Genomic DNA, 13,503 nt, shown 5'->3' with positions numbered 1-13,503 from the left:
TTTTCCGTGACCGTCACTGAACTGGTGTCGTACGAGGACGCGCTGACCACCTACGACCCTGTGATGGGTCTTGAGGTGCACGTCGAACTCGGCACCAAGACCAAGATGTTCTGCGGGTGCTCGACGTCCCTGGGCGCCGACGCCAACTCGCAGACCTGCCCCACCTGCCTGGGCATGCCCGGCTCGCTCCCGGTCGTCAACGCGGTGGGCGTCGAGTCCGCCGTCAAGATCGGCCTGGCCCTGAACTGCTCGATCGCCGAGTGGTGCCGTTTCGCCCGGAAGAACTACTTCTATCCGGACATGCCGAAGAACTTCCAGACGTCGCAGTACGACGAGCCCATCGCCTTCGACGGGTACCTGGACGTCCAGCTGGAGGACGGCGAGATCTTCCGCGTGGAGATCGAGCGCGCCCACATGGAGGAGGACACCGGCAAGTCGACCCACGTCGGCGGTGCCACCGGCCGTATCCACGGCGCGTCCCACTCCCTCCTCGACTACAACCGCGCCGGCATCCCGCTCATCGAGATCGTCACCAAGCCCATCCAGGGCGCGGGCGAGCGGGCCCCCGAGGTCGCCAAGGCGTACGTCGCCGAGCTGCGCGAGCTGATCAAGGCGCTGGGCGTGTCCGAGGCCCGTATGGAGATGGGCCAGATGCGCTGCGACGTGAACCTGTCGCTGCGCCCGAAGGGCGTCGAGAAGTTCGGCACCCGCTCGGAGACGAAGAACGTCAACTCGCTGCGGTCGGTCGAGCGGGCCGCCCGCTTCGAGATCCAGCGGCACGCGGCCGTGCTGTCCTCCGGCGGCACGATTGTCCAGGAGACCCGCCACTTCCACGAGGAGGACGGCTCCACCACCCCCGGCCGGATCAAGGAGGAGGCGGAGGACTACCGCTACTTCCCCGAGCCCGACCTGGTGCCGGTGGCCCCGTCCCGCGAGTGGGTCGAGGAGCTGCGCAAGGGCCTGCCCGAGCTGCCGCGCGTACGCCGTAACCGGCTGCGCGAGGAGTGGGGCGTCTCCGAGCACGACATGCAGTCGATCCTCAACGCCGGCGCCGTGGACCTGATCGTCGCCACCACCGAGGCCGGCGCGGACTCCGCCGCCGCCCGCAAGTGGTGGATGGGCGAGCTGGCCCGTCGCGCCAACGAGGACGGCACCGACCTCGCCGCCCTGGCCATCACCCCGGAGCAGGTCGCGCGGGTGGCGGCGCTGGTCGCCGAGGGCTCGCTCAACGACAAGCTGGCGCGCCAGACCATCGAGGGTGTCCTCGCGGGCGAGGGCGACCCGGACACCGTCGTCGAGAAGCGCGGCCTGAAGGTCGTCTCCGACGAGGGTGCGCTGGGCAAGGCGGTCGACGAGGCCATCGAGTCCAACGCCGCCATCGCGGACAAGATCCGTGGCGGCAAGGTCGCGGCGGCCGGCGCGCTGGTCGGCGCGGTCATGAAGGCCACCCGCGGCCAGGCCGACGCGGCCCGGGTCCGTGAGCTGATCTTGGAGAAGCTGGGCGTCGAGGGCTGACACCCGGTACGCGAGGGGCGGCACACCACCGGTGTGCCGCCCTTCTGCATGCCGTCCTTCTGCATGCCCTGCTACGGCAGGCTGTGCACGTGCGGTCCCACCGCGTTGGACCAGGCGTTGCCGGTCGCCGCGTCCCAGTTGGTGGACCAGGTCATGGCGCCGCGCAGGGACGGGTAGGTCTTGGCGGGCTTGAAGGAGCCGCAGCCGGTCCCCTTGGTGAGGCAGTCCAGCGCGCTGTTGACGACGCTGGGCGACACGTAGCCGCCGCCGGCGGCCCGGGTCGAGGCCGGAACGCCGATCCCCACCTGGGACGGGTCGAGGCCGCCTTCGAGCTGGATGCAGGCCAGCGCGGTGAGGAAGTCCACCGTGCCCTGCGAGTAGACCTTGCCGTCACAGCCGAGCATCGAACCGCTGTTGTAGTACTGCATGTTGACGACGGTGAGGATGTCCTTGATGTTCAGCGCGGTCTTGAAGTAGCCGCCCTGGGTGGACTGCATGTCGATGGTCTGCGGGGCCATGGTGATGACCAGCTTGCTGCCCGCCTTCTGGGACAGTGAGCGCAGAGCCTGCGACATGTAGGTGGGGTTGATGCCGTTCTCCAGGTCGATGTCGACCCCGTTGAAGCCGTACTCCTGCATCAGCGCGTAGGCACTGCTGGCGAAGTTGTTCGCCGAGGCGGCATCGTTGACGGAGATGGTGCCCTTCTCGCCGCCGACGGACAGGATGACGTTCTTGCCGGCCGCCTGCTTGGCCCGGATGTCGGCCTTGAACTGCGCGACCGTGTAACCGCCCAGGCCCGCCGTGTCGAGGTTGAAGGTGATCGCGCCGGGTGTGGTGGTGGCGTCGGCGAACGAGACCGCGATGATGTCGTAGTGGCCCGGCACATCGCTGATCTTCTGCACGGTCGCGCCGTTGTTGAAGTTCTGCCAGTAACCGGTGACCGCGTGCTTCGGCACGGAGGGGCCGGGGCCGCCGCCGTCCGGGGACGTGGTGGCGGTGACCTCGGCGGACTTGGCGGACTCGCCCGCCGCGTTGGTCGCGGCGACCTGGAAGCGGTACGCGGTGGACGGGCTCAGGCCGGTCACGGTGGCCGACGTGCCGGTGACCGCCTGGACCTTGGCGCCGTCGCGGTAGACGCTGTACCCGGTGGCGTACTTGGCCGGGCTCCAGGAGAGCGCCACGGAGGACGAGGTGACCGCGCCGGCGGTCAGCCCGGCGGGCGCGTCGGGAACCGGGTCGCCCGGGTCGCCGTTGCCGCCGCCGTCCGGCCCGAAGACGCTGATGTCGTCCGCGAAATAGGCGGACTGCCCGTACCAGCCGTGGGTGTAGACGGTGACCGAGGTGGTGGAGGGGCCGGTGGTGAAGGTGGTCTTCAGCTGCTGCCAGGTGGTGGCGCCGGGGGCCCAGGTGGACACGTCGGTGGTCCCGGTGCCGCTCGCGCCGAGATAGACGTACGAGCCCTGGACGTACGCGCTCAGCGTGTACGTGGAACCAGGCTTGACGGCCACGGTCTGCGAGCACCTGGCCTGGTCGGAGCCGGCCGGCGTGGCCTTCAGCGCCGAGGTGCCGCCGTGCACGGGGGAGGACACGGTGGCACCGGCGCCCGCCGAACACGTCCACCCGGAGAGCCCGGACTCGAACCCGGGGTTCTTGGCGTTGTTGACGTCGGCGGCGATACCCGGGGCACCGGGGGCACCGGGGGTGGCGGTGTGGGGAGCCGCCGAGGCGCCGGTCTGGGGGCCGGCGACGGTCAGGGCGGCAGCGGCCAGCCCGGTGCAGGCGGTGGTGAGCCACCGTCTGTGGCGGGAGCGGGGGGTGCGGGACATGAGGGGGTGCGGCATGGCGGTCTCCAAGTCCGGGGCCCGGAAGGGCCGTCCGCCCGGCCCGGAGGCGGGGCAGGCGTAGCGCACAAAATGGTCCAGACCAATGCGGTTGTCAAGAGTTCGTGAAGACTTCCGCGCGCGTTGGTGCGTCGCCGGCAGGGCGCGAACCGTTCTCCGGGAGGATGCGCGCCGCCCGTGTGCCCTCCTGAGGGAGGGGAGGCGGCACGCGGCGTACATCCTTCTCCCTAGGGGGCAGGTGGTCACCGTGGACGATGAACCAGCGCCCGGCGAGCCCGATGGTGGAGAGGTGCGACAACATCAACCACCACAGGAACCAGCCGAGTTACGGGGGAGCGTGCCCATGGGGGAAGTGAAGCGCCGGAGCCTGCTCGCGGGAGCGGCGGCGCTGGGGGGAACGGCCGCGGGGCTGGCGGCACCGGGCCTCGCGGCCGCGGCGACCGCACCGGCGGCACCGGCCGCCTCCGGCACACCGGACGCGACCGCCGCCGCGGCCGGCCGCCCGCCCGGAACCGGCCTCGTCACCCTCGGCCCCGACGACCCGCGCTACGCCTCCCTGACCAAGCGCGGCGCCAACGGCCGCTTCGTGGGCAAGCCCGACCACGTCCACGTCGTGAGCACCACCGAGCAGGTCGTCACCGCGGTGCAGCAGGCCGTACGGGACGGCAAGCGCATCGCCGTACGCAGCGGCGGCCACTGCTTCGAGAACTTCGTGGACGACCCGTCCGTCACCGCCCTGATCGACACCTCACCCATGCGAGCGGTTCATCACGACCCCGCTCGCCGGGCCTTCGCCGTCGAACCCGGCGCCCTGCTCGGTGAGGTCTACCGCGCGCTGTTCCTCGGCTGGGGCGTGACCATCCCGGCGGGCGCGACCGCCGAGGTCGGCGTCGGCGGACACGTCCTCGGCGGCGGGTACGGCACCCTCTCACGGCGGTACGGACTGTCCGTGGACCACCTGTACGCCGTCGAAGTCGTCGTCGTGGACCGCGACGGCAGGGCCCGCGCCGTGGTGGCCACCCGCGACCCCAAGGACCCGAACCACGACCTGTGGTGGGCGCACACCGGCGGCGGAGGCGGCAACTTCGGCATCGTCACCCGCTACTGGTTCCGCGACCCGCGGGCCCGGGGCGGCGACCCCGCCCAGCTCCTGCCCAAGGCCCCCGGGGCCCTGCTCAGCTTCGCCGCCACCTGGAACTGGAAGGACCTGGACGAGCGCGCCTTCTCCCGGCTGGTGCGCAACCACGGCGCCTGGTACGAGCACAACAGCGGGCCGGACTCCGCGTACAACGACCTGTTCAGCGTCCTCATGCTCAACTCCCGCAACAGCGGCACCGTCCTCATGGTGGGACAGCTGGACGCCACCACACCCGACGCCGAGCGGCGGATGCACGCCTATGTGGACGCCGTAGGACGCGGTGTGGGCGCCCGGCCCACGCTCGCCCACTCCGTCCGGCCCTGGCTGACGGCGGTGGCCCTCGTCCAGGAGAGCGAACCGGCCCCGTTCAAGGTCAAGTCCGCGTACCTCCGCAAGCGGTACACGGACCGGCAGATCGCCGCGCTCCACCGCCACCTGGCGGGCCCGGCGGGCAGCGAGGACGCGGTGCCCGAGGGCGTCACCGGTTCGCTGTGGCTGGTCTCGTACGGCGGAAAGGTCAACAGCGTCGCACCGGAGGCGACGGCGGTCGCCCAGCGGGACTCGATCCTCAAGGCGGTCTACATGACCGGCTGGGAGGGTGAGGAGGCGGCCGGGGCGGAACCCCTGGCGTGGCTTCAGGGCTTCTACCGCGACGTGTACGCGGACACCGGCGGCGTACCGGCCCCGAACGCCGTGAGCGACGGCTCGTTCATCAACTACCCGGACCGGGACCTGGCCGACCCGAAGCTGAACACCTCCGGCGTCCCGTGGCACACGCTGTACTACAAGGACCACTACCCACGGCTCCAGCGCGTCAAGGCTCGCTGGGACCCGCGGGACGAGTTCCGGCACGCGTTGTCCATCCGGCCGGCGCGGTGACGTGGGCCGCGCCCGGACCGCCGGCCGGCAGTCCGGGCGCGGGCGGTCAGCTGTTGCCGGGCAGGATGACGAAGCCTCGGGTGGGGCCGCCACCTTCTGTGAGTGTTCGGGCTGACCCGCTCCGGCCGCTCGACCTGTCCAGGGTGGGGGCGGCCGGAGCGGGGGCTCATCGGGGGGCCGGGAGCGGTGGGAGGGGCGCCTGGCCCTCGTTCAGTTCCAGGCGGCGTACGAGGGCCACGTCCTGGAACGTCCGGGCGAACGCCGGGTGTCCGGTACGGCCCGTGTGCGTCATCATCGCCAGGTCGGCCGCCTCCAGGTCGGTGGTCGCCGCCAGCGTCTAGAGGCATCCGCCGGTCAGGCAGCACGACGAAACGGTGACGTCGCTACGTGGGTGTGTGCCGATGGCGTGTTTCACGGCGCGGATCACGCTGCGGGTGCTCACGGGCGTACCGCCGGAGTGCCGACCGGCAGGCCCGTCACGCGTGGCTCGTGCGGGTGGTTGCGGATCTCCAGGGAACAGTCCACGGCCGCCGAACGGTCCGTACGGCCGTCCGCCGTGCCCTTGCCCGTCCGGTAGGCCCGTCGCCAGGCCGCGGCGAGGGCACACACCTTGCAGCCCTCGACCGGCGTCGGTTCGAGTGACGGGGCCCGCAGGGGGAGGACGACCGGCGGTTCCGGGTAACTGCGGTGCGAGGGGGAGTGGGCCCGGCTCATGGCCGGCTCCTGACCGGGCGAGTTCAGGCCGGGGCCCGAGCGCGCTCCCCGTCCTCCCCGCCCGCCCTCTGCGTTCCGGTCGTCTGCCGTACCTGCCGCGTACGCCTTCTTGTCGGGGGAAAAGTTCTCGACCATGGTTCCTCGCCGTTCCCTCGGTACTTGGTGGGGCGATCGTCGCGCGGGACCGGTGTGGCCACCAGCGGCCCCGTGTAGGCCAGGTGTCGGCCAGACTGGCTGCATGCGAAGCAGCATCGGGGCCAACATCCGGCGTGAGCGGGGCCGTTGTGGGTGGAGCCAGGAACGCTTGGCGCGTGAGATCTGCCGAGGTGCCGGGGTCGTGGGTGACCCGGTCGGCCGCCAAGAGGTCAGCCGTTGGGAGCAGGGGAAGCGCACGCCCCGTCAATGGCTGCCGTTCATCGCCGCCGCCCTCGGAGTGTCGGTGGACGCGCTCAAGGAGCCGCAGAAGGCCGACGAGCCACCCTTGCCGGCCCTGGCGGACTTCCTGCCCGACGGTGATCCCCTGGCCCCGCTCCGCGCCCGCGAGGGCCGGCGTGTCGGTCTGGGGCAGGTGGGTGACCTGCAAGAGCGCGTGCACGGGCTCCGGCTCGCGGACGACGTGCTGGCCGGGGGCGACCTGATCCGTCCCGCTCTGCGGGAACTCCGTGCCGCCGTACGGGTCTACAAGGAAGGCACCCACTCCGCAGAGGTGGGGCGCGCTCTCCTCGGGCAGATCGGCGAGTTGGCGCAGATCGCGGGCTGGATCGCCAGCGACGCCGGACAGCACGCGGATGCGGAGCGCGTGTACCGGCTCGGGATCAGCGCGGCGATGCAGGCGGACGACCGGACGCTGGCCGGGAACCTCGCTGGATCGCTGGCCTACCAACTGAGCAACACCGGCAGGGAGGCCGAGGGGGTCAGGCTGGCACGGGCGGCCCTCGAAGGAGCAGGGCCCGAGGCGCCCCCGAAGGCCCGCGCGCTGTACCTCGATCGGGTGGCATGGGCCCACACCAGGGCAGGGGAGGCCCAGCCCGCCATGCGAGCACTCGGGGAGGCCGGTGAAGCACTGGCGGCAGACAGTGCGGGAGCCGAGTCACCCGCGTACCTGTACTGGGTGGACGCCGGGGAACTGCGGGTCATGGAGAGCCGGGTCCACACGGAGCTGCGCCGGCCTCTGCGGGCGGTGCCCCTGCTGCGGGACGTGCTCAGCCGGTACGACACGACGCACACCCGGGAACTCGCCCTGTACCTGTCGTGGCTGGCCGTCGCTCTGGCCGACGCGAACGAACCGGAGGAGGCGGCAGCGACAGCGGAACGGGTGGTCTCGCTGAGCGCGGCCGTGACCAGTGACCGTACGGCTGCGCGGGTGCGGGTCGTGCTGGGCCGGCTGGAGGGCTACCGGGACGTGCCGGAAGTGCGGGCGGTACTCGACGGCGCCGCGTGAGTGCCGAAGGGGCGGGGCGCGGCCCGCCGCCGCACGAGCCCGCAACCGGAACCGGAACCGTCTGTTCTCGAACTTGTCACCCCGACACCTGTCGCCCGCCACCGCCCTCCACTACCGTCCCGCTCGCACCAGCCAATGGGCTGTATGGGAACCATTGCCCGACCGCGGGCAGTCGACTGGGAGGTCGAGCGTGGCATCCGAGGTATCTCGCAGACGGGTCATGGGACTTGGCGCGGCAGCGGCGGGCGCGGCCGCCGCCGCGTCCCTGCTGCCGCCGTCCCTTCAGCAGGCGCTGGCCGCCGGACCGGCCGCCGCCGAGCGCGGGCACGGGCACGGCCGGGGCGGCCTCGGAGACATCAGGCACGTGGTCGTGCTGATGCAGGAGAATCGTTCCTTCGACCATTACTTCGGGATGCTGCGCGGCGTACGCGGCTACGCCGACCGCAACGCCGTGCGGCTGCCCGGCGGCGACCGGAGCGTCTTCGAGCAGCCGGGCGCGCTCGGCATCGGCACCGTCCTGCCGTTCTCCGTCCGGGAAGCCGCGGCGGCACAGAAGAAGGACCTCCAGTACATCGGGGCGCTCAACCACGAGTGGGCCGGCGGCGCCAAGGCGTGGCGCGACGGGTGGATGGACAACTGGGTCACCGCCAAGACGGCCGCCACCATGGCCCACTACGACCGCCAGGACGTACCGCTGCACTACGAGCTGGCCGACACCTTCACCGTCTGCGACGCGTATCACTCCTCGATCCACTCCTCCACCAGCCCCAACCGCAACCACCTGGTCAGCGGCTGGACCGGCTTCGAGCCGGGCTCCGGCAAGCGCGCGGTGGGCAACGACGCCTACGCGGAGGACACCCACACCGGCTACACCTGGCCCACGTACGCCGAGCGCCTGGAGAAGGCCGGGCGCAGCTGGCGCGTCTACCAGGAGTGGGACAACTTCACCGACAACAACCTGGAGTTCTACGCCACCTTCAAGGCCGTCATGAAGAAGGCGCTGGCCAAGGTGGGCGGCGGCGTGCAGAACATGACCGCGTTCTACGGAAAGGTCGCCGCGGCCGGTGAGGCCGAGCGCAAGCGCTTGCAGGGGCTGCTGGACGAGGGGGTACGGGCGCTGAGCGCGGCCGACCGCAGTCTCTTCGAGCGCGCGCTGCGCCGCGGCGAGCCGGACTCCACGGCCACCGCCTTCGCCGCCGACGTCGCCGCGGGCAAGCTGCCCGAGGTGTCCTACATCGTCCCCTCCGCGGCGGACTCGGAGCACCCCGGCTCGTCCTCGCCGGTCGCCAGCGCCACCATCGTCTACAAGGTGCTCGACGCCCTCGGGAAGAACCCGGACGTGTGGCGGCACACCGCGCTGTTCCTGACGTACGACGAGAACGACGGATTTTTCGACCACGTACCGCCGCCGGTGCCCCCGAAGGGCACGGAGGGCGAGTTCTGGGACGGCAAGCCGACCGGGCTCGGGATGCGTGTACCGATGCTGGTGATCTCGCCCTGGTCGGTGGGCGGCTACGCCTGCTCGCAGGTCTTCGACCACACCTCGATCGTCCGCTTCCTGGAGCGCTGGACGGGCGTGCGGGAGCCCAACATCAGCGCCTGGCGGCGTACCGTCTGCGGCGATCTGACCACCGCCTTCGACTTCTCGCGCGGGCGCAGGCAGCCCGCCGTGGAGCGGCCCGGCGCGATCCCGCCGTTCAGCGGGCGCTGGGCGCCGCGCCCGCCGCGCGAGCAGCAGTTGCCGCGCCAGGAGCCGGGCACCCGGCCCGCGCGCCCGCTGCCGTACCAGCCCGACGCGGACGGCGCGTACGACGCGCAGGCGGCGCGCTTCCGGCTCGCGGTGCGCAACGGCGGCCGGGCGAGCGCGCACTTCGCGCTGTACCCGTACGCGGGGGAGTACGGCACGCCGCAGCACCGCGACGTGCTGGGCCGGGCCGACTGGGAGGTGCCCGTCAAGGACGGCGCGTACCGTTTCACCCTTACGGGCCCCAACGGGTTCCGCCGCGAACACGCGGGCACGGCCGCCGGCGCGGCCGCCGCGGTCCGGATCGGCACCCGCCTGGACGCGCACCGGCGTGAACTGCACCTCACGCTCGTCAACAAGGGGCGCACCGACCTCACCTTCACCCTGAAGCCGCTGGCGTACGGCGACGCCAAGGTGCGCGAGATCAGAGTGCGGGCCGGCAGCACCCGTACCGTCGCGCACTCCGCGGCGGCGGCGCACGGCTGGTACGACCTGGACCTGTCCGTCGCGCAGGACGCCTCCTTCCGCCGCCGCTTCATGGGCCACATCGAGAACGGGAAGGAGTCGGTCACCGGCTGAGCGGAGGCGGGCGGAACCGGCCGTCTTCCGGTCGCCTTCGGCTCCGGCCAGGTTCCGCTTCCCGTTCCCGTTGTGGGGAACTCCACAAAAGGGTCAAAGGATCTTTTCCTGCTGTCACTCTGCAAGAGGTACGGGCCCGCCGCCCCCTTCGTCGGCAGGCGGTGGTCCCGTGCTTCCCCCTCCATTACGCGTTCGGCACCACGGGTACATCCCGGGAGACATCGGCGCCTGACCCGGGAAGCAGACGAAGAGCTTGATGACCGCACTGACCCGGTGGTGCCTGCGGCGCCGCATCGTCGTGATCGTGCTCTGGCTCGCCGCCTTCGCGGGAGCCACGGCGGCCGCCGGAGTCGCCGGCTCCGCCTACTCCGACCACTACGACGTCCCCGGTACGGAATCGGGGCAGGCCGGAGCCCTGCTGGAGCGGGCCTTCCCGGACCGTTCCGGGGACCGCGACACGATCGTGTGGCACACGGAGACCGGCACCGTACGCGCGGGCGCCGTGCAGAAGGACCTCCAGCAGACCCTCGACACGATCGCCAGGCTGCCCGGGGTCGCGTCCGTACACAGCCCGTACGGGCCGCAGGGCGCCGGGCAGATCAGCCAGGACGGGCACACCGCCTACGCGGACCTCGCCTTCGACGCGCCCGCCGAGGACCTGGACAAGGCCCAGGTCCAGCGCGTCGTGGACACCGCCAGGGCCGCCGCGGCCGACGGACTCCAGGTGGAGCTGGGCGGCGCCGGCATCGCCGTCACCGAGTCGTCGGACGCCCAGCTCGCCGAACTGATCGGCCTCGGCGCCGCCGCCGTCGTCCTCTTCCTCGCCTTCGGCTCGCTCGCCGCCACGCTCCTGCCGCTCGTCACGGCGGTGGTCAGCGTCGGCACCGCCTCCGCGGGCATCACCCTGCTCGGCCACGCGATGACGGTGGCCGACTTCGCCCCGATGCTGGGCATGCTCATCGGCCTCGGTGTCGGGATCGACTACGCGCTTTTCATCGTGACCCGGCACCGCAGAGGGCTGAAATCCGGCCTCACCGTCCAGCAGGCCGCCGAGCGCGCGGTCAGCGTGTCGGGGCGTGCGGTGGTCTTCGCGGGGGCCACCGTCTGCATCGCCCTGCTCGGCATGCTCGTCCTGCGGCTGGGCTTCCTCAACGGCGTCGCCATCGCCGCCTCGCTGACCGTCGTCCTGACCGTCGCGGCCTCCGTCACCCTGCTCCCGGCCCTGCTCGGCGTCATCGGACCGCGGGCGCTGAGCCGGCGCGAACGGCGGCAGCTGGCCGCCGACGGGCCCCGCCCGGAGCCGCCGGCCGGGTTCGCGGCGTGGTGGTCCGGGTTCGTGGAGCGCCACCCGAAGCTGCTGGGGGCGGCCGCGGCCGTCGTCATGCTGATCCTCGCGCTGCCCACCCTGTCCCTGCACCTGGGCACCTCCGACCAGGGCAACAACCCCGCGACGAGCACCACCCGGCAGGCGTACGACCTGCTCGGCGAGGGCTTCGGGCCGGGCTCCAACGGGCCGCTGACCCTGGTCGGCGACCTCGACGGGGCCAAGGACCGGCTCGCCTTCGACCGGCTGCCGGACGAGCTGCGCGGCACACCGGGCGTGGCACAGGTGCGCGGGCCGGAGTTCGACGGCAGCGGCAGCACGGGCGTGATCACCGTCGTACCGGACGGCTCCCCGCAGTCCCGGCAGACCTCCGACCTGGTGGAACGGCTGCGCGCCGACGTCCTGCCGAAGGCCGGGGAGGGCACCAGCATGCGGGTCCACGTCGGCGGGGTGACGGCGAGCTACGACGACTTCGCCTCCGTCATCGTCGGCAAGCTGCCGCTGTTCGTCGGCGTCGTCATCGGACTGGGCTGCGTCCTGCTGCTCCTCGCGTTCCGCAGCATCGGCATACCGCTGAAGGCCGCCGCGATGAACATCGCGGCCGTCGCCTCGTCCTTCGGGATCGTGGTCGCGATCTTCCAGTGGGGGTGGGGGAGCGAACTGCTCGGACTGGGCAGCGCGGGCCCGATCGAGCCCTTCCTGCCCGTGATCATGGTCTCGGTCCTGTTCGGGCTGTCCATGGACTACCAGGTCTTCCTGGTCAGCCGGATGTACGAGGAATGGCGGCTGACCGGCGACAACCGCCGCGCGGTCCGCGTCGGACTTGCCGAGACCGGCCGGGTCATCAACTCGGCGGCCGTCATCATGATCGCGGTGTTCGCGGCGTTCGTGCTCAGCGGCGACCGCATCATCGCGATGTTCGGCATCGGCCTGGCGGCCGCCGTCGCCCTGGACGCCTTCGTGCTGCGCACCCTGCTCGTGCCCGCCCTGATGCACCTGCTCGGCGGCGCGAACTGGTGGCTGCCGGGGTGGCTGGAGCGGTGGCTGCCGCGGATCAGCATCGAGCCGCCGGCGGAGTCCTGCGTGGGGGCGGGCCCGGGCGCGGAGGGTGTGCCGCCGGTTCCGGTTGCGGTTCCGCTTGCCGTTCCGGGGGCGCGGCGGGGAGACGAGGGGCTGGTACGGAAGTAGCGGCCGGGCGCGTCGCCTCCGTACGCCGCGTAGCCCGCCTCCGTACGCTCCGTGGCCCGCCTCCGTACGCCCCGTACGGCTCTCCCGTCCGCCGGCGCGGCCGGTTTCCCCCGCGCCCCGGGGATTCTCATACGTCTCTCAGATCCGGCACCTACGGTCGCGCCCATGGACACCACCAAGACCGAAGAGCGCACCGACGACACGAAGGCCGACGAGGCCAAGGCGGCCACCGGGACGACGGAGGCCGACGGGGCGTCCGAGGCCGCCGAGACGGACGGGAAGAAGCCGTCCGGCGCCGCGGTCGACGCGGACACCCCGCTCGGCGCGGACGCCGACGAGGAAGACGGGGAGGAGGCCGCGGGCACCGAGGCGGCGCCCGCCGCCGCGACCGGTTCGGTGGCCTCCGGCGCCGGCTCCGTCGTCGCCGCGGGACTGGGTCTCGCCTCGCTCACCGGCACCTGGGTCGGCACGGTGCTGGCCGAGCGCCAGACGCTGCTCGGCCAGATCAAGCTGCAGACGGGCAAGGCCACCGACCAGATCGCCACCGTCTACGGCGCCCCCTGGCACACCCACGCCCTCGTCAACGCGATCTTCGCACTGCTCGCCGTCGTCGTCGCCGGCCTGGTCCTCCTGCGGCCCCGCTCGACCTGGATGCGAGCCGTGGCCTGGGGCGGCCTCGCCCTCGGCGTGCTGGGCCTGATCGTCTCCGCGGGCATGTACTTCGACCTGTTCGCGAGCATGCCCACCCTCCCCAAGGCCGGCGCCGGAACGCCCGGTTCCTGAGGCTCCGCACGAGGCGGCCGACCGCGTACGCGGCGAGCGGGCCCCGGATCCCGGCAGTATCTCAAGGCCGTACACGGCCGCCTGAGGGGCCGCCGGTCCGGGGCCCGGCCTGTGGCCCGTCCCGCGGCGGCTCCTGCTCCGGCAGGCGGACGGTGACCTTGCCCGAGGACAGGTCTATCGGCCCCTTGCCCGGATCGCTGTCGCCGGTGTCGGTGACCACCAGGGTCAGCCGGCGCCGTTCCTCGTCGGTGTGCTTGCGCCCCGGCGCGAACAGTTCCTCCACCAGGTTGAACATCCTGCCCCCTGACGACGCGGACGGCTCCGTACGACGAGTGTAGGCACCAACGAAGCGAAACG

9 protein-coding genes are annotated in these 13,503 nt (G+C 72.1%); 6 read left to right on the top strand and 3 right to left on the bottom strand.

The genetic code is table 11. The features are described 5' to 3' along the window. Positions 1 to 6: 6 nt before the first annotated feature. Positions 7 to 1,515 carry an Asp-tRNA(Asn)/Glu-tRNA(Gln) amidotransferase subunit GatB gene (gatB, locus tag JXZ78_RS03570; RefSeq protein WP_030018301.1) on the top strand — a complete coding sequence of 503 codons (1,509 nt, stop codon included), beginning with the start codon at positions 7 to 9 and terminating at the stop codon, positions 1,513 to 1,515. 71 nt (positions 1,516 to 1,586) lie between these two features. Here gatB and JXZ78_RS03565 read toward each other — a convergent pair whose 3' ends face one another. Beyond that, complete coding sequence (locus JXZ78_RS03565; RefSeq protein WP_030018302.1) at positions 1,587 to 3,356, bottom strand: chitinase; 1,770 nt, start codon at positions 3,354 to 3,356, stop codon at positions 1,587 to 1,589. A gap of 343 nt (positions 3,357 to 3,699) precedes the next feature. On the opposite strand from JXZ78_RS03565, the gene JXZ78_RS03560 reads away from it, so the two are divergent. Then, on the top strand, positions 3,700 to 5,373 hold the full coding sequence (locus JXZ78_RS03560; RefSeq protein WP_030018303.1) for an FAD-binding oxidoreductase: 1,674 nt from the start codon (positions 3,700 to 3,702) through the stop codon (positions 5,371 to 5,373). Between the two features lie 438 nt (positions 5,374 to 5,811). Here the strand turns inward: JXZ78_RS03560 and JXZ78_RS03555 are convergent, their stop codons facing one another. Continuing rightward, complete coding sequence (locus JXZ78_RS03555; RefSeq protein ID WP_238782646.1) at positions 5,812 to 6,087, bottom strand: hypothetical protein; 276 nt, start codon at positions 6,085 to 6,087, stop codon at positions 5,812 to 5,814. A 238-nt stretch (positions 6,088 to 6,325) separates the two neighbouring features. Here JXZ78_RS03555 and JXZ78_RS03550 point away from each other — a divergent pair, with 238 nt between their 5' ends. From JXZ78_RS03550 to JXZ78_RS03535, 4 genes are all read left to right on the top strand, one after another. Beyond that, positions 6,326 to 7,528: a helix-turn-helix domain-containing protein gene (locus JXZ78_RS03550; protein WP_030018305.1), complete on the top strand. Its 1,203-nt coding sequence runs from the start codon at positions 6,326 to 6,328 to the stop codon at positions 7,526 to 7,528. Positions 7,529 to 7,718: 190 nt separating this feature from the next. Then, entirely contained in the window at positions 7,719 to 9,851 is a 2,133-nt protein-coding gene (locus JXZ78_RS03545) for a phosphocholine-specific phospholipase C (RefSeq protein WP_030018306.1), read from the top strand. Between the two features lie 256 nt (positions 9,852 to 10,107). Further along, positions 10,108 to 12,363, top strand: coding sequence for an MMPL family transporter (locus JXZ78_RS03540; protein WP_030018307.1), 2,256 nt, complete (start codon positions 10,108 to 10,110; stop codon positions 12,361 to 12,363). A gap of 165 nt (positions 12,364 to 12,528) precedes the next feature. Then, positions 12,529 to 13,146, top strand: a complete 618-nt coding sequence (locus tag JXZ78_RS03535; RefSeq protein ID WP_030018308.1) for a hypothetical protein — start codon at positions 12,529 to 12,531, stop codon at positions 13,144 to 13,146. A gap of 61 nt (positions 13,147 to 13,207) precedes the next feature. Here JXZ78_RS03535 and JXZ78_RS03530 read toward each other — a convergent pair whose 3' ends face one another. Next, positions 13,208 to 13,441 (bottom strand): DUF6191 domain-containing protein, encoded by a 234-nt coding sequence (locus JXZ78_RS03530; protein WP_033037167.1) that lies wholly within the window; start codon positions 13,439 to 13,441, stop codon positions 13,208 to 13,210. Positions 13,442 to 13,503 lie beyond the last annotated feature (62 nt).

Origin of the sequence: Streptomyces monomycini (assembly GCF_022271435.1) — a bacterium.
In the GTDB taxonomy this organism is placed as follows: Bacteria; Actinomycetota; Actinomycetes; order Streptomycetales; family Streptomycetaceae; genus Streptomyces; species Streptomyces monomycini.
The sequence above is the reverse complement of the archived record's forward strand: the minus strand, read 5'-3'. Positions and strand labels throughout refer to the sequence as shown.